At 66.8% G+C, this 16,055-nt stretch carries 13 protein-coding genes and 2 tRNA genes; 3 read left to right on the forward strand and 12 right to left on the reverse strand.

Annotation, left to right across the window (positions count from 1 at the left end; all coding sequences use genetic code 11):
• Positions 1–48: 48 nt before the first annotated feature.
• Together DMB86_RS12355 and DMB86_RS12360 are read right to left on the reverse strand one after the other, a co-directional pair.
• Positions 49–807, reverse strand: a complete 759-nt coding sequence (locus tag DMB86_RS12355) for an SDR family oxidoreductase (RefSeq protein WP_113718075.1) — start codon at positions 805–807, stop codon at positions 49–51.
• A gap of 20 nt (positions 808–827) precedes the next feature.
• Positions 828–1,286, reverse strand: a complete 459-nt coding sequence (locus DMB86_RS12360; RefSeq protein WP_335645002.1) for a DUF488 domain-containing protein — start codon at positions 1,284–1,286, stop codon at positions 828–830.
• Here DMB86_RS12360 and valS point away from each other — a divergent pair.
• Entirely contained in the window at positions 1,285–3,906 is a 2,622-nt protein-coding gene (gene valS, locus DMB86_RS12365; protein ID WP_113718076.1) for a valine--tRNA ligase, read from the forward strand. The two genes, DMB86_RS12360 and valS, sit on opposite strands and share 2 nt — an antisense overlap.
• Before the next feature lie 496 nt (positions 3,907–4,402).
• Here the strand turns inward: valS and DMB86_RS12370 are convergent, their stop codons facing one another.
• From DMB86_RS12370 to DMB86_RS12395, 6 genes are all read right to left on the reverse strand, one after another.
• Positions 4,403–5,023 (reverse strand): DsbA family protein, encoded by a 621-nt coding sequence (locus tag DMB86_RS12370; RefSeq protein ID WP_227878345.1) that lies wholly within the window; start codon positions 5,021–5,023, stop codon positions 4,403–4,405.
• A gap of 65 nt (positions 5,024–5,088) precedes the next feature.
• Positions 5,089–6,375 carry an ATP-dependent Clp protease ATP-binding subunit ClpX gene (gene clpX / locus DMB86_RS12375; RefSeq protein WP_113718078.1) on the reverse strand — a complete coding sequence of 429 codons (1,287 nt, stop codon included), beginning with the start codon at positions 6,373–6,375 and terminating at the stop codon, positions 5,089–5,091.
• Between the two features lie 179 nt (positions 6,376–6,554).
• Positions 6,555–7,229, reverse strand: a complete 675-nt coding sequence (locus DMB86_RS12380; RefSeq protein WP_113718079.1) for an ATP-dependent Clp protease proteolytic subunit — start codon at positions 7,227–7,229, stop codon at positions 6,555–6,557.
• Between the two features lie 34 nt (positions 7,230–7,263).
• Complete coding sequence (locus DMB86_RS12385) at positions 7,264–7,884, reverse strand: ATP-dependent Clp protease proteolytic subunit (RefSeq protein ID WP_113718080.1); 621 nt, start codon at positions 7,882–7,884, stop codon at positions 7,264–7,266.
• A 322-nt stretch (positions 7,885–8,206) separates the two neighbouring features.
• The gene (gene tig / locus DMB86_RS12390; RefSeq protein WP_113718081.1) at positions 8,207–9,580 is read right to left on the reverse strand and encodes a trigger factor; all 1,374 of its coding nucleotides are present in this window, start codon (positions 9,578–9,580) and stop codon (positions 8,207–8,209) included.
• An 88-nt stretch (positions 9,581–9,668) separates the two neighbouring features.
• Positions 9,669–9,741 (reverse strand) — tRNA-Pro (locus DMB86_RS12395).
• A gap of 147 nt (positions 9,742–9,888) precedes the next feature.
• On the opposite strand from DMB86_RS12395, the gene DMB86_RS12400 reads away from it, so the two are divergent.
• Positions 9,889–9,959, forward strand: a tRNA-Gly gene (locus tag DMB86_RS12400).
• 117 nt (positions 9,960–10,076) lie between these two features.
• Here the strand turns inward: DMB86_RS12400 and DMB86_RS12405 are convergent.
• From DMB86_RS12405 to DMB86_RS12415, 4 genes are read right to left on the reverse strand one after another with little or no spacing between them, the layout of a single operon-like run.
• Complete coding sequence (locus tag DMB86_RS12405) at positions 10,077–11,201, reverse strand: Fpg/Nei family DNA glycosylase (RefSeq protein ID WP_227878346.1); 1,125 nt, start codon at positions 11,199–11,201, stop codon at positions 10,077–10,079.
• Positions 11,194–11,367 (reverse strand): hypothetical protein, encoded by a 174-nt coding sequence (locus tag DMB86_RS20605; protein ID WP_171814467.1) that lies wholly within the window; start codon positions 11,365–11,367, stop codon positions 11,194–11,196. Before DMB86_RS20605 ends, DMB86_RS12405 begins: the two co-directional genes overlap by 8 nt.
• Before the next feature lie 47 nt (positions 11,368–11,414).
• Positions 11,415–11,888 (reverse strand): ribose-5-phosphate isomerase, encoded by a 474-nt coding sequence (locus DMB86_RS12410; RefSeq protein ID WP_113718082.1) that lies wholly within the window; start codon positions 11,886–11,888, stop codon positions 11,415–11,417.
• 58 nt (positions 11,889–11,946) lie between these two features.
• Positions 11,947–12,936 (reverse strand): hypothetical protein, encoded by a 990-nt coding sequence (locus tag DMB86_RS12415; RefSeq protein WP_113718083.1) that lies wholly within the window; start codon positions 12,934–12,936, stop codon positions 11,947–11,949.
• 377 nt (positions 12,937–13,313) lie between these two features.
• On the opposite strand from DMB86_RS12415, the gene pepN reads away from it, so the two are divergent.
• Entirely contained in the window at positions 13,314–15,872 is a 2,559-nt protein-coding gene (gene pepN, locus DMB86_RS12420; protein ID WP_227878347.1) for an aminopeptidase N, read from the forward strand.
• Positions 15,873–16,055 lie beyond the last annotated feature (183 nt).

Consider the following 16,055-nt stretch of genomic DNA (forward strand, 5'->3'; position numbering starts at 1 on the left):
CGGGATGCGCGCGGTGGAACGCACCGCGCGCATCCCGGGCCGGGGCGTCTACCGGCGTATGAGCTTGTGGTTGGCCGCCTGCGCCACGGGACGCACCACAATCTGGTCCAGGTTGATGTGGTGCGGAAGCCCGACGGCGTACGCCACCACATCCGCCACGTCCCCGGCCGTGAGGGGTTCAGCCACGCCCTGGTAGACCTTTTCCGCCGCCGCCTTGTCGCCGCCGAGGCGGTTCAGCGCGAACTCCTCCGTCTGGACCAGGCCGGGCGCCACCTCGATGACGCGGAGGTTGTTTTCCACTTCCTCCAGGCGCAGGGCGTTGGTGAGCGCGTGCTGGGCAAACTTGGCGGCGTTGTAGCCGGCGCCGCCTTCGTAGGCCGACAGTCCCGCGGTGGAGGTCAGGTTCAGCACGGTGCCGGCGCGGTGCTCGCGGAGGGCGGGCAGGAACGCCCGCGTCATCTTCATGGTCCCCATGACGTTGGCCTGGAACATCCATTCCCAGTCGTCGTTGCGCGTCCCGCCGATGCGGTCCGCGCCGCGGGCGCCCCCGGCGACGTTGATCAGCGTGTCCAGGCCGCCGTGCCCGGTGACGAAGGCCAGCAGGGAAGCCACGTCGTCGTCCTTGGAGACGTCGGCGGCGAAGGCCAGGGCGCCTGTCTCGGCGGCCAGCTTTTCGAGGCGTTCTGCGCGCCGCGCCACGGCCACCACGTGCCAGCCGGCGGCGCACAAGGCCCGAACGGTGGCTTCGCCGATGCCCGCGCTGGCTCCGGTGACCACTGCGTGTTTGAAGGGGAGGTTTTCAGTCATGCCACCAATCTATCGCGCTCTCAGTCCAGTTCCGTGTCCACGCCGTTGAGGTAATCCAGCAGCACCTGGGCCTGGTTTTGGCGGTGGTCCCTGGCGCTGTAGAGCAGCACCACCTTGGCGTGCTCAACCGACAGCATGCGGATCTGCTCCACGGCGGGGTTGCCGGCCAGTTCCGCCCGGTAGTCCTTCACAAAGGTGGCGAAGCGCTCCGGCTGGTGGTTGAACGCGTTGCGCACCTCGGTGCTGGGGCCGGCCTCCTTCAGCCACACATCCACGCGGTCCTTCTTGATCCCGCGCGGCCACAGCCGGTCAACCAGGATCCGGTACTCGTCCGGTTCAGGGTCCTCATAGACCCGCAAAATCCGCATCGTGCCCATGTCCGCATCATAGCCCCCGGCCGCGGACCCGGCCGCGGCCCCGGACCCGGCCGCCGCTCCGGAATCCGGCTCCGCCGCCAACTCATGAAAGAATTGGGCCATGGCTGAAAACACTCCGGGCACAGACACGCCCGCAACCCCCGCAAGCAACGTTCCCGACAAGCCCGCGCTGGAGGGCCTGGAGGCCTCGCTGACCAGGCGCTGGATCGAGGAGGGAACCTACAAGTTTGACCGCGAGACCACCCGCGGGCAGGTGTACTCCATCGACACTCCCCCGCCCACGGCCTCCGGTTCGCTGCATGTGGGGCACATGTTTTCCTACACCCAGACCGACGTCCTGGCCCGCTTCCAGCGCATGAACGGCAAGAACGTCTTTTACCCGATGGGCTGGGATGACAACGGCCTGCCCACCGAGCGCCGCGTCCAGAACTACTACGGCGTCCGTTGTGACCCGAAAATCCAGTACGACGCCGGCTACCGCCCTCCCGCGTCCCCCGCCAAGAACCAGCGCGACTTCGACGTCGTCTCGCGCAGGAACTTCATCGAGCTGTGTGAAGAGCTGGCCGTGGAGGACGAGAAGGTCTTCGAGAACCTGTTCCAGACCCTCGGCCTCTCGGTCGACTGGGACCTGACCTACCGCACCATCGACGGCCACTCCCGTGCCGTGTCCCAGCGCGCGTTCCTCGAGAACCTCGCAGCCGGCGACGCCTACATGGCCGAGGCGCCCACGCTCTGGGACGTCACCTTCCGTACCGCCGTGGCGCAGGCCGAGCTGGAGGACCGCGAGGTGGCGGGCGCCTACTACCGGTACCCGTTCTTCGCCGAGGACGGCACCAAGGTCTACATCGAGACCACGCGCCCCGAGCTGTTGGCCGCCTGCGCGGCCCTCGTGGCAAACCCCGACGACGAACGCTACCAGCCCCTCTTCGGCAAGAAGGTCACCTCGCCGCTGTTTGGCGTCGAGGTTGAGGTTCGTGCCCATCCCCTGGCCAAGGCGGACAAGGGCTCCGGCATTGCCATGGTCTGCACCTTCGGCGACCTGACGGACGTCACCTGGTGGCGCGAGCTGCAGCTGCCCACCCGTGCCATTGTGGGCCGCGACGGCCGGATCATCGCCGACGCCCCCGGGTGGATCACGACGGAGGAAGGCCGCGAAAACTACGCGAAAATTGCGGGCAAGACCGTCTTCAGCGCCAAGGAAGCCGTGGTCGAGCTGCTTGCCGCGGCGCAGCTGCTGGACGGCGAGCCGAAGAAGATCATGCACCCGGTGAACTTCTTTGAAAAGGGCGACAAGCCCCTTGAGGTCGTCACATCCCGCCAGTGGTACATCCGCAACGGCGGCCGCGACGAGGACCGCCGCGAACGCCTGATCAGCCGCGGCCGGGAAATCGAGTTCCACCCCGCGTTCATGCGCTCGCGCTACGACAACTGGATCTCCGGACTGAACGGCGACTGGCTGGTGTCCCGCCAGCGCTTCTTCGGCGTACCGGTTCCCGTCTGGTACCCGCTCGACGCCGACGCGAACCCGGACTACGACCACCCCATCCTGCCGACCAGCGAGATGCTGCCAGTTGACCCGGCCGCGGACGCGGCCCCCGGCTACACCGAGGAGCAGCGCAACGCGCCCGGCGGCTTCATCGGCGACGCCGACGTCCTGGACACCTGGGCCACCTCCTCCCTGACCCCGCAGATCGTGGGCGGCTGGAGCGTGGACGATGACCTGTTCGCCAAGGTCTACCCGTTCGACCTGCGCCCGCAGGCCCACGACATCATCCGCACCTGGCTCTTCTCCTCCGCCGTGCGCGCCGACGCCCTGCAGGGCGGTGCGCCGTGGAAGCATGCCGCCATCTCCGGCTGGATCCTGGACCCGGACCGCAAGAAGATGTCCAAGTCCAAGGGCAACGTGGTGGTCCCCACCGACGTGCTCAACGACTTTGGCGCCGACGCCGTCCGCTACTGGGCCGCCTCCGCCAAGCTCGGTGCGGACACCGCCTACGAGATTGCGCAGATGAAGATCGGCCGCCGTCTGGCCATCAAGCTGCTCAACGCCTCCAAGTTCGTGCTGAACCTGGGCGCCACGGAAGCCAACGTCCTGACGGGCGCCACGGGCGTGGCCACCAACCCGCTGGACCGGGCCCTGCTGGCCCAGCTGGCCGACGTCGTGCGCCAGTCAACGGCGGCCTTTGAAAAGTACGACTACGCCAAGGCCCTGCAGACCACCGAGACCTTCTTCTGGCACTTCACCGATGACTATGTGGAGCTGATCAAGGACCGCGCGTACGGTGCCGCCGGCGGCGCCGAGCAGGCGTCCGTGCTGGCGGCCCTGGCCACCACGCTGGACTCGCTGCTGCGGCTGTTCGCGCCGTTCCTGCCGTTCGCGACGGAAGAGGTCTGGGGCTGGTGGCGGGCAGCTTCAGTCCACCGCGCGCCTTGGCCCACGGCCGTGGAGGTGAACGACGGCGACGTCACCATGCTCGCGACCGTCGGCGACGCCCTGGGCGGGATCCGCAAGGCCAAGTCGGAGGCGAAGGTCAAGCAGCGCACGCAGGTGCTCTCCGCCACCGTCACGGCGGACGCGTCCAAGGCCGCGCAGCTGCGCGCCGGGATCGGCGACCTCAAGGCGGCCGCCAACGCCCTGGAGCTGACCGTCGCCGAGAACGCGGGCGAACTTACCGTTTCCGACGTCGTGCTGGCCCCGGCCGAGGAGCCCGTCCAGGCGTAGCGCAGCTCCCGCCCCCGTTGAGGTTGGAGATAACGACGCCCCACGCCGTTGAAGTTGGAGATAACGACGCCCCACGCCGTTGAGGTTGGAGATAAACGCCAACCGTGGCCGGGGTTTATCTCCAACCTCAACGGCGCCGTGGGGAAGGGGTGAGCTGGCCCCTGCTTTTGCATGCGGGCAAAGGGGAAGCCCCATCGGCATTTTGCCGTCGGTGGGGCTTCGGCTTTCGGCCGCCTCGTGACGTTCGGCGGTCTATTGGACTCCATTGCCTTTCAGTGCTTTTAGCCGCGTCACCGGCTTCCAGTTCCTTCTTTTCACGAGCTTGCCGCCAAGGGCGGTGTCTCAATTTTGCTTCCGGTTCTGTCACTGAATCTCTGGTGTCCATCCCCTCTCCCGAAGGATTGGGTAAGAAAAGTATGCTCCTGTCCGCAGACAAAAACAAGGGCCGGGCAGCAACAGTTTTGACTGCTGCTGGCCCGGCCCTCGGACACTGAATTTACCCGAACTGCGGGTCCTCCGTGCGGGTGCGCTTGATCTCGAAGAAGTACGGGAAGCCGGCCAGGGTAAGCGTGGCATCCCACAGCTTGCCGGCCTCTTCACCGCGCGGAATGCGGGTGATGACGGGGCCAAAGAAGGCGGTGCCGTTGAAGGCGACGATGGGGGTGCCGACTTCCTGGCCCACCTGGCTGATGCCCTCCTCGTGGCTGGCGCGCAGGGACGCGTCATGCGCGTCGGTGGTGGCGGCGGCCGCGAGTTCGGCAGGCAGGCCGACCTCGGCCAATGCCTTGTCGACGACGTCGGAGAGGTCTCCGTTGCCGTGCACGTGGATCTGGGTTCCCATGGCGTCATACAGGGGTTTGATGACCTCCTGGCCGTGGGCCGCGGCGGCGGCCACGATCACGCGGACGGGGCCCCAGGCCCGGGCGATGTGCGCCTTGTACGCGTCGGAAATGTCTTCCTTGTGCTCGTTCAATACGGACAGGCTCATGACGTGCCAGCGCACGGAAATGTTGCGGACCTGCTCCACTTCACCAATCCAGCGGGACGTCACCCACGCGTAGGGACAGGTCGGGTCGAACCAAAAATCGGCAGTCTCAGGCACAGCGTTATCAGACAAGGTGGTCTCCTCAGTTCGGCTGACGGTATTGCGCGAATTACACGCCCACTAGACGTAACAGCGGATCAGGCGGACTTGTTCCTGCGCTTGGCGACAACCTCATGCGGAATCAGGTTGGGTTCGGCCAGTTTGTTGACGACGTCGGCCGTGATCACCGCCGTGGAGATGTCCTCCCGGCTGGGGAGGTCGAACATGACCGGCTGCAGGACCTCTTCGAGGATGGCGCGCAGGCCGCGGGCGCCCGTCCCCCGGGCAAGGGCCTGGTCCGCTATGGCGGCCAGGGCGTCGTCCTCAAACTCGAGGTCGACGCCGTCAAGCGTGAACATCTTCTGGTACTGCTTGATCAGGGCGTTTTTGGGCTCGGTCAGGATCTGGATCAGGGCGGTGCGGTCCAGCTGGGTCACGGTGGTGATGACGGGGAGGCGGCCGATGAATTCGGGGATGAGGCCGAACTTCAGCAGGTCCTCGGGCATGACGTCCGCGTAGGTCGCTTCGGACTGCTTGAGCGCGCTCAGGGGGGCGCCAAAGCCAATGCCCTTCTTGCCGGCGCGCGAGCCGATGATCTCCTCAAGGCCGGCAAAGGCGCCAGCCACGATGAACAGGACGTTGGTGGTGTCGATCTGGATGAATTCCTGGTGCGGGTGTTTCCGTCCGCCCTGCGGCGGAACGGAGGCAACGGTGCCCTCAAGGATCTTCAACAGGGCCTGCTGCACGCCCTCGCCCGAGACGTCCCGGGTGATGGAGGGGTTCTCGGACTTGCGCGAGATTTTGTCGATCTCGTCAATGTAGATGATGCCCTGTTCGGCCTTCTTGACGTCGAAGTCGGCGGCCTGGATGAGCTTGAGAAGAATGTTCTCCACATCCTCGCCCACATAGCCGGCCTCGGTGAGGGCTGTGGCGTCCGCGACGGCGAAGGGCACGTTCAGGCGGCGCGCCAAGGTCTGGGCAAGGTAGGTCTTGCCGCAGCCGGTGGGCCCCACGAGCAGGATGTTGGACTTGGCGATTTCCACTTCGTCGTGGACGGCGCCGGCCAGGGTGGTGGACTTGACGGCGTGGCCGGACTGGATGCGCTTGTAGTGGTTGTACACGGCCACGGCAAGGGATCGCTTGGCCGGCTCCTGCCCAATGACATATTCCTGCAGGAAGTTGAAGATCTCCCGCGGCTTGGGCAGTTCGAAGGCGTCAAGTTCAGCGACCTCGGCAAGCTCCTCGTCGATGATCTCATTGCACAGCTCGATGCATTCGTCGCAAATGTAGACGCCCGGTCCCGCGATGAGTTTGCGGACCTGCTTTTGGCTTTTGCCACAGAAGGAACACTTCAGCAGATCAGTGCTTTCGCCGATTCTGGCCATGTGTGCGTCCTTCCGCGAATGGCTGCCGGCGTGAGCCGATGCCATTGGTTGTTACGAGTTCGGCAGCCGTGGCCGCCCTGCCTTGCGTATGGTTCCACTCTAAGGCAAGGGACTGACAAAGGGTGGCATGCACTCGCCGGGGCGGAGTGGTTTTTGGCTCCGTCCCGGCGAGGGGTGGATCAGCGGGCGATGGCGGCCGGCTTGATCTTGCGCGGCTCCAGCACCTCGTCGATCAGGCCGTATTCCTTGGCCTGCGCGGCGGTGAGGATGTTGTCGCGTTCGATGTCGTTGCTGACCTGCTCGGGTGTGCGGCCCGAGTGGTCGGAGAGGGTGTTCTCCAGCCATTCGCGCATGCGCATGACCTCGTTGGCCTGGATTTCCAGGTCGGAGGCCTGGCCGCCCTGGCCGCCGGAAAGGGCCGGCTGGTGAATCAGCACGCGGGCGTTGGGCAGGGCCAGGCGCTTGCCGGGGGCACCGGCCGCGAGCAGCACGGCGGCGGCGGAGGCGGCCTGGCCCAGGCATACGGTCTGGATCTCCGGGCGGATGAACTGCATGGTGTCGTAGATGGCCGTCATGGCCGTGAACGATCCGCCGGGCGAGTTGATGTACAGCGTGATGTCGCGGTCGGTGTCGTCCGCCTCGAGCACCAGCAGCTGCGCCATGACGTCGTCGGCGGAGGCGTCGTCGACCTGGACGCCCAGGAAGATGATGCGGTCCTCGAACAGCTTGGTGTAGGGGTCCTGGCGCTTGAATCCGTAGGGCGTGCGCTCCTCAAACTGAGGGAGGACGTACCGGCTGGTGGGAAGGTTGCCGGCAGTGCTGCCAAAGGCGGAACCGCCAAAGTTGTAGGTCATGTCTGTGTGCTCCTGGAAGTAGTTCTTTGGCCGCTTAGTTCGCGTTGGTTCCGCCGCCGCCGGCAACCGTGCCCGCGTGGCGGCTGATCTTGTCGAAGAAACCGTATTCAAGGGCTTCCTCGGCCGTGAACCACTTGTCGCGGTCGTTGTCCTTGAGGATCTTCTCCACCGTCTGGCCGGTCTGGTCAGCGGTCAGCTCAGCCATGACCTTCTTCATGTGCAGGATCAGTTCGGCCTGGATCTTGATGTCCGACGCCGTTCCGCCAATGCCGCCCGAGGGCTGGTGCATGAGGATGCGTGCGTTGGGCGTCGCGTAGCGCTTGCCCTTGGTGCCGGAGGAGAGGAGGAACTGGCCCATCGAGGCGGCCAGCCCGGTGGCGACCGTGACGACGTCGTTCGGGATGAACTCCATGGTGTCGTAGATGGCCATGCCTGCCGTCACCGAACCGCCGGGCGAGTTGATGTAAAGGTAGATGTCCTTTTCCGGGTCCTCGGCGGAGAGCAGCAGGAGCTGGGAGCAGATCAAGTTTGCGTTGTCGTCACGGACTTCCGAGCCGAGCCAGATGATGCGCTCTTTGAGCAGGCGGTTGTAGATGTATGTATCCTGGCCTGCCGACTCCGGCGCGGCCATGTTCGGGGTGGTGTGCTGTGCCATGGTGGACTTACCTCTCCTTCGTGCGGTCCGCTGGTCCGTGACCGTGCCGGCAGGTACCGCCACGCCCGGCCCAACGCGGGCCATCACTAATCTTCACTACTTGGACAGTAGCTGTTTTCGGCGGTGTTTTGTTTCTCAAAACCGTGCTGTTCGCTGACGGCGCACGGTGGCGTCCACTCGAGAGGTACGACGGCGGCGCTCCCGTGCCGCCGTCGTCATGCGGGCGGCCCGGGGCATGAAAAAGCCGTTGCCGGCTCCCTGTGGAGGAAGCCGGCAACGGCCGGGCCGGGATGGTGCCCGTGGAGCCTGGAGTCAGCGGAAACTAGATGCGGACTTCGCCCGGGTCGGTCACGGCGGTGGGCTCGATGACCTCATCGGAGGCGTCCTCCGCGGTCTCGTCCTCGCCGGAGGCGACGGAGACGAAGTCGGTGAGGTCGACGGCGTCGCCCTTGGAGTCCTTCACGGCAGCCTTGGCCAGCACGGCGGCCAGGGCCTTGCGGCGGCGGACTTCGCCCACGATCATGTTGACCTGGCCGGAGGAGTCGAGCATCTGCGCGAACTGGTTCGGGTCCATGCCGTACTGGCTGGCGGAGGAGACGATGTAGTCGATCAGCTCGGCCTGGCTGACACCGATCTCTTCCTTCTCGGCGATGGCGTCGAGGATGATCTCGTTGCGGAAGGCGCGCTCGGTGTTCTCCTTGACCTCGGCGCGGTGCTCCTCGGTGTCGTGGTCCTCGCCGTGGGCGTTCTCGGGCTTGAAGTGCTGCTCGAGCTGTTCGGCAACCACGGAGTCGGGGACGGGGACCTCAACGAGCTCGACGAGCTTGTCCAGGACCTTGTCACGGGCCTCGACGCCCTGCTCCACCGTCTTGGACTCGGCGGCCTGCTTGGCCAGGTCCTCGCGCAGTTCGGCGATGGTGTCGAATTCGCTGGCCAGCTGGGCAAAGTCGTCGTTGGCCTCGGGCAGTTCGCGGACCTTGACGGCGGTGACCTTCACGGTGACCTGTGCGTCCTCGCCGGCGTGGTCGCCGCCGGCCAGCTTGGTGTCGAAGATGGCTTCCTCGCCGGCGGAGAGGCCGGTGGCCGCCTCGTCCAGGCCCTCGAGCATGTTGCCCGCACCAATCTGGTAGGAAAGGTCGGCTGCGGAGTCGACTTCTTCGCCGTCGATCGTGGCGGCAATGTTGATCGTGACGAAGTCGCCGTCGGCGGCGGGGCGGTCCTCGGCCTTGAGCGTGCCGAAACGGCCGCGCAGCTCGTCGAGTGCCTTGTCGGTGTCGGCGTCGCTGGCTTCCAGCGCCTCGACCTCAACTTCGATGCCGGCGTAGTCGGGCAGCTCGATCTCGGGGCGGATGTCGAGCTCGACGTGGAACTTCAGCTCGCCGTCGGTCGCGGTGGGGTCCGGGACCTCGGTGATTTCCACCTCGGGGCGGCTGAGGGGGCTGATGCCGGTTTCGACGACAGCGTTCTGGTACCAGCCGTTCAGGCCTTCGTTGATGGCGGTTTCCAGGACGTAGCCGCGGCCAACGCGCTGGTCGATCAGCTTGTTGGGGACCTTGCCCTTGCGGAAACCAGGCACCTGAACCTGTGTGGCAATCGTCTTATAAGCCTCGGCAATGCTGGGCTTCAATTCCTCAAAGGAAACCTCAACATTGAGCTTTACCCGAGTGGGCGTGAGGTTTTCGACAGCGCTCTTCACAGCGTGGTACTCCTGATGGTCTGTTGGTGGATGTTAGGCACCAGCACATGGGCAGTCACTGACCAAACGTGAACCGGATAATGCTGAGTCGGGGCGACAGGACTCGAACCTGCGGTCTCCTGCTCCCAAAGCAGGCGCGCTAGCCACTACGCTACGCCCCGTAGTGCCCGCAACAGTCTACGGGCAAACCTTGGAGGATGCACAATCTGCCGCGGCCCGGCGCCGCCCTCAAGGGGCCGCCGTGGATTTGCGGCGCGCCGGGCGCGTTGCTACTATCGAGGAGTTGTAGCGCCGAAAGGCGAATTTCCGGGGGCGTAGCTTAATGGTAAAGCCTCAGTCTTCCAAACTGATTACGCGGGTTCGATTCCCGTCGCCCCCTCCGCATTCCCCGGTGATCGAGCCTGTCGAGATCCGAGGTTTTCGTTTCTGCCGCCGTTCCCGCAAGATGCCGCCGCCATAACGGTGGCACATTGCGGGAACGGCGGCATTTTCCGTTTCAACGCCTTTGACACTCCGGGCACCAGTAGAGCTTGCGGCCGCCGAGTTCCGCCATGGCCACCACAGTCCCGCAGTGCCGGCACGGTTGGCCGTTGCGCTTGTAGACGTAATGGGCCTCCTCCACGGGCACATCCCGGTTGACGTTCGACGCCGGTGCCTTCCATTCCGCCCCTCCCCCGGCTTCCGCCGTGGCCGGGTTGGCCGCCGCTTCGGGGGCCGCCGGGTCGGCCGCCGCTTCGGGGGCCGCCGGGTCGGCCGCGCCAGCGCCAGGCCCGCCACCGCCGGCAGCCGCTTCGGAACCGCGCCGGTCCTCCCACATCCCGGCAGCGGCAAGGGCATGGCCCACGTCGGCGCCGATGCCGGAGGGCCGGTCCGCCAGTTGGGTGGTGATGATGCGGCCGTCGAGGACTCCGTCGGCCATCACGAGGGCGATCTCGTCCCACAGCGCCCCCGCTTCCCCGCGCTGAAGGGACGTGCCGGGCAGCTGCGGGTCCAGCCCGCGGCGGAAGAGCACCTCGGCGCGGTACACATTGCCCACGCCGGCCAGGACATCCTGCTTCATCAGCTGCAGGGCGACGGGCGTGGCGCTCGTGCTGATGCGCCGGACAAATTCCTTCCGGCCGCCCGCCCGGTTCAGGAGCGGATCCGGACCGAGCTTTGCCCGCACCGCGGCGGCCCCGGCCCGCGTCAGCACCTCGCAGGCCGTCGGCCCGCGGAGGTCGGCCCACCCGTGGGGCGAGACCAGCCTGACCCGCACCGCCCCCTTGGGTTCGGGCGGGCCGGCGTAATCCCCGCGGCCTCCCCCGTCTCGCACGCTCGACCGGGGCTCCTCCTGCTCGCCGACGTGGCGGGGCGCGCCAATGCTGGAGGCTCCGGTGAAGGTCGAGTCGCCGCCAAAGTCCCAGGCGCCATAGAGGCCAAGGTGCACGCGCATGACGAGCTCGTGGGAGAAGAACATGAACAGCTGCTTGCCCTGCGCCTCGGCCAGCTCCATGACCTGCCCTTCAAGGCGGGCCGCTCCGGCGGCAAACTTCCCCTGCGGACTGCTCACGGCCAGGACGGCCCCGCCAAAGACGTCGTTAAACTGCCGGGCCAGCCGGTGGACCGTGTGCCCCTCAGGCATTGCGGCCGCCGGCTGCCGCATGCCACGGCGCCGGGAAATCGCAGCCATTGAGCAGCCCGGCCATGCATTCGGCTGCCGCCGCGGCGGTCAGCACCACCGGCACCGCACCTAACAGCAGCGTCCTGCGGTCCAGCGCCGGCCATCCCGCGCCCGCTTTCACGCCCACACCCGCTCCCTCCGTTGCAATGCTGTCAAAACCCTGGACGGCGCGGATTACACGACGACCTCGCCGGTGGCCTCATACGCGGCGATCTTGCCAATGCGGCGCACGTGGCGCTCGGCGTTGCTGAACGGTTCGGCGAGGAACGCCTCGATCAGCGCGGTGGCCTCCTCGACCGTGTGCTGGCGGCCGCCGACGGCCACCACGTTGGCGTCGTTGTGTTCGCGCGCCAGCTTGGCGGTGTCCAGGTTCCAGGCGAGGGCCGCCCGGACGCCCTTGACCTTGTTCGCGGCGATCTGCTCGCCGTTGCCCGAGCCGCCCAGCACAATGCCCAGCGCGTCCACGCCGGCGGCCTGGTCGGCCACGACCGCGAGCGCGGCGTTGATGCAGAAGGAGGGGTAGTCGTCCTCGGCGTCGTAGGCGCTGGGTCCGTGGTCCACCATCTCGTAGCCCTTGGCGGTCAGTGCGGTGATGAGGTGGGAGCTTAGCTCCATGCCGGCGTGGTCGGTTGCGATGTGAACGCGCATGGGTGGTCCTTCAGGCTTGGTGGGTTGCAGTCGCTTCCAGCCTACCGAAGCCGGCGTCTCAGTGCTGGCCGGGCCGCTTCCCCGCACGGCGGTTGAGTATGGCGGCGAGGTCGTCCGCCGTGTCCAGGTTGGGGGCGCTGAGCACCACCCTTCCCACCACGCACCGCAGTACGACGGCGGCGCCCGAGAACGCCAGGAAGCTTTCACTGCCGCTGTGCTTGCGCAGGCCCCAGCCTCCGTAGTCCCCGGCCTTGACGTCCAGGGACACGGCCGCCTCCACGTCGGTGCAGGCCATCACGATCACGGGCAGCAATCCGGCCAGTTTCACGGCGAGCCGGCGCCGGTCCACGTGGACGGTGGCGCACAGGGCACCGATGGCCAGCACCGCCGCCGCGGCAAACGCGGGCAGGAACCAGGCACTGACCACCGTCAGGACGGCGCCGGGCAGGATCCCGGCCAGCAGGATCATGATGACCACCGAACTGCGGGGGTGGATGGCGTAGACCAGGCGGTCGTTGGCCACGGTGGGGTCCTCCTCCAGCTCCAGCATTTCGGCGAGGGCTTCGTCGTCGGCCCCGCTCCACTGTTCGTCCGGCTTGAACGTCAGCGCCAGCACCAGGCCCATGGCCGCGGCGAGGCCGCAGCCCATCAGCACCACGTAGCCGTCCACCCGCTGCGCGGCGGCCCCGCCCTCCCCGGACTGGCCAAGCAGCGCGGCGGCAAACACCGTGACGGAGCCCAGCTGCAGGGCCATGGCGGTACCGAGCAGCGCCCGGCGCAGGTTGCGGGCCAGCGCCGTCCATGCCCCGAAGGCGCCCACGCCGATCCCCAGAAGCAGCGTGGCGGCCACGGCCACCGTCAGGAATGCCGGCAACGGCAGCGGTCCACCGCACAGGGGAAGCTCGGCCCCCTGCGGCAGGGACCGGGCCAGCAGCAGGCCGCCGCCCACCAGGCCCAGGGACAGCAGCACGGGAAAGATAATGGCAAAGCGCAGGGCGCGGGCGTCGATGTGCCGCTCGTTGCTGTCCTCTGCTGCGGGTACGTCCATGGGCACTACTTTTTCACATGCGGCCCGGACGCGCCCAGCACGGGATGCCCGTGCCCCGTCCTCACGTTGATTCGAAAAGGCAGCAGATGCGCGTACCTGGGTCTGCAACCCGCATCCGCTGCCTTTTCGATTTCAGCCCAGAGCATGAGGACGTGGCGGCTCTCACAAAGCGGGCCGTTTAGTGAAAGACTGGATCCATTCTGCCGGTCGGCTGAGCCGGCACGCACTTGGAGCAACCACGTACTTCAGCAACACGGTGCACCAGCACCACCGTCGACCCGACACCGTCCACCCGATACCGTGCACCTGCAACACCGTCCACCCGACACCGTGCACCTGCAACACCGTCCACCCGACACCGAACGGAAGGCACCACCTTGCCTGGCTTGAACCTGACCCGCGCCGAAGCGATCGAGCGCTCTGCAACGTTGACCGTCAAGGACTATGACGTCACCCTTGACCTGACCCGGTCCGCCGAGACTTTCCCGTCCACCACCACGGTGCGGTTCAGCGCGAAGGAGGGTTCGTCGTCGTTCATTGACGCGGTGACGGCCAAGGTGCACAAGGTCACCCTCAACGGCACCGTGCTGGACCCCGCCACCGTCAGCGACGGCGTACGCATCCAGCTGCCGGACCTCGCCGCCGACAACGTGCTCACTGTCGAGGCGGACGCGCTGTTCATGAACACCGGCGAGGGCCTGCACAGGTTCGTGGATCCGGTGGACAACGAGGTCTACCTGTACAGCCAGTTCGAGGTCCCGGACAGCCGCCGCATGTTTGCCGTGTTTGAGCAGCCGGACCAGAAGGCGCGGTTCACCTTCCACATCACGGCGCCAAGCCACTGGGACGTCATTTCCAACTCCCCCACCCCGGCCCCGGAAGAAGCCGGCGCTGGCAGGTCCACCTGGCACTTTGAGCCGACGCTGACGATGTCCAGCTACATCACGGCGCTGATTGCCGGCCCGTACGAGTCGGTGCGCAGCGAGCTGACCAGCTCGGACGGTCGCGTGATCCCGCTGGGCGTCTTTGCCCGGAAGTCGCTCATGGAATTCCTCGACGCGGACGCCGTGTTTGAGCTGACCCGCCAGGGCTTCGAGTTTTTTGAAAAGCAATTCGGCACCCCGTACCCGTTCCCCAAGTACGACCAGTTGTTCGTGCCCGAGTTCAACGCCGGCGCCATGGAAAATGCCGGGGCCGTGACGTTCCTGGAAAGCTACGTGTTCCGTTCCAAGGTCACCGACGCCATGGTGGAACGGCGCGCCATCACCATCCTGCACGAGCTCGCCCACATGTGGTTCGGCGACCTCGTGACCATGCGCTGGTGGAACGACCTGTGGCTCAACGAGTCCTTCGCCGAGTTCATGTCCACCCTGGCCGCTGCCGAGAACACGAAGTACGTGGATGCTTGGACGTCGTTCTCCTCCATGGAAAAGAGTTGGGCGTACCGCCAGGACCAGCTGCCGTCCACGCACCCCATCAAGGCCGAGATCAGCGACCTCGAGGACGTGCTCGTCAACTTCGACGGCATCACCTACGCCAAGGGCGCGTCCGTGCTGCGCCAGCTCGTGGCCTGGGTGGGACAGGAAGAGTTCATGGCGGGCGTCCGCGCCTACTTCGGCAAACACGCCTGGTCCAACACCGAGCTGCCCGACCTGATGGTGGAGCTGGAGGCCGCCAGCGGCCGCGACCTGTCCGCCTGGACCGAAAAATGGCTGGAAACGGCCGGCGTGAACACGTTCAAGCCCGCCATTGAGGTGGACGACGACGGCGCCATCACCTCGTTCTCCATCCTCCAGTCCGCCGTGGCCGAGCACCCCGTGCTGCGCCCCCACCGCGCGGCCGTGGGCTTCTACAGCCTCGCCACGTCCGGTGCGGACGAGGGCAAGCTGGTCCGCACGCACCGCGTGGAACTGGACGTGGACGGGGCTTCCACCGAGGTCCCGGACGTGGTGGGCATGCCCCGCCCCGACCTGGTCCTGCTCAACGACGACGACCTCGCCTACGCCAAGATCCGCCTCGACAACGCGTCCTTGGCCACGGCCAAGAAGCACCTGAAGGACTTCAAGGATTCGTTGCCACGCACCCTGGTCGCGGCCTCCGCCTGGGATGCCGCCCGCGACGGCGAGACGCCCGCCCGAGAGTACGTCGAGCTGGTGCTGGCCAACATCGGCCATGAGAGCGACTCCACCGTCGTCACCGTGCTGCTGCGCCAGCTGGCCACCGCGCTGCATTTCTACGTGGCGCCGGAGCGGCAGCGGGAAACAGCCGTCGCGGCGGCCGACTCGCTGTGGACGCTGTCCCGGGAAGCGGCCGCCGGGTCCGACGCCCAGCTGCAGTTCGTGAAGGCGTTTGCCCTGCACGCGCAGACGGGCCTCCAGCTGGACACCGCGCAGGCCCTGCTGGACGGGACCGAAACCCTGGCGGGCCTGGACATTGACCAGGACCTGCGCTGGGAACTGCTGACGGCCCTGGCCGCCGGCGCCCGTGCCGGCCAAGGCAGCATCGACGCCGAGCTGGCACGCGACAACACCCAGAACGGCCAGCTCGCGGCGGCGACGGCGCACGCGGCCATCCCGACGCCGGAAGGCAAGGCTGGGACGTGGGAGTCCGTCGTCGTACGCGGGGAAGGCGCCAACGCGGTACAGCGTGCCGCCATCACGGGCTTCGGGCGCGTGTGGGACACGTCGCTGCTGGAGCCGTACGTGGAGAAGTACTTTGCCGCGATCCGGGGCGTATGGGCGGAGAAGTCGTACGAGACTGCGTCGACAATCATCACCGGCCTGTACCCGTCGCAGCTCGTGGCGCAGTCCACGGTGGAGGCCACGGACGCGTTCCTTGCCGGGCTGGGTTCCGAGGTCCCCGCCCTGCGCCGGCTCGTGGTGGAGAACCGCGACGGCGTGGTGCGGGCGCTGAAGGCACAGGCCGCCGACGTTTAACCCCCATCGTTGAGGGGGCACGTCACCGGCACGGGGATGTGCCCCCTCAACGTTTCTGGGAACCGTTTTTGCCAGTGTTTCTACACGCTGCCACCGGCACGGCCATGGGCGGGAAACAGCTGCACAATCGTGCCCCAAAGTATAGCCGTGCGGCGTGATGTGGGGGTAGCTTCGGTGCATGTA

Source organism: Arthrobacter dokdonellae (assembly GCF_003268655.1).
In the GTDB taxonomy this organism is placed as follows: domain Bacteria; phylum Actinomycetota; class Actinomycetes; order Actinomycetales; family Micrococcaceae; genus Specibacter; species Specibacter dokdonellae.

Bases quoted from the DNA above. Each gene is read 5' to 3' on its own strand.
- DMB86_RS12355 (WP_113718075.1), bottom strand. From the start codon at position 807: ATGACTGAAAACCTCCCCTTCAAACACGCAGTGGTCACCGGAGCCAGC.
- DMB86_RS12380 (WP_113718079.1), bottom strand. From the start codon at position 7,229: ATGACCTACAACTTTGGCGGTTCCGCCTTTGGCAGCACTGCCGGCAAC.
- DMB86_RS12405 (WP_227878346.1), bottom strand. From the start codon at position 11,201: ATGCCTGAGGGGCACACGGTCCACCGGCTGGCCCGGCAGTTTAACGAC.
- clpX (WP_113718078.1), bottom strand. From the start codon at position 6,375: ATGGCCAGAATCGGCGAAAGCACTGATCTGCTGAAGTGTTCCTTCTGT.
- valS (WP_113718076.1), top strand. From the start codon at position 1,285: ATGGCTGAAAACACTCCGGGCACAGACACGCCCGCAACCCCCGCAAGC.
- DMB86_RS12360 (WP_335645002.1), bottom strand. From the start codon at position 1,286: ATGGCCCAATTCTTTCATGAGTTGGCGGCGGAGCCGGATTCCGGAGCG.
- DMB86_RS12385 (WP_113718080.1), bottom strand. From the start codon at position 7,884: ATGGCACAGCACACCACCCCGAACATGGCCGCGCCGGAGTCGGCAGGC.
- DMB86_RS12410 (WP_113718082.1), bottom strand. From the start codon at position 11,888: ATGCGCGTTCACATCGCAACCGACCACGCCGGCATGGAGCTAAGCTCC.
- DMB86_RS12415 (WP_113718083.1), bottom strand. From the start codon at position 12,936: ATGGACGTACCCGCAGCAGAGGACAGCAACGAGCGGCACATCGACGCC.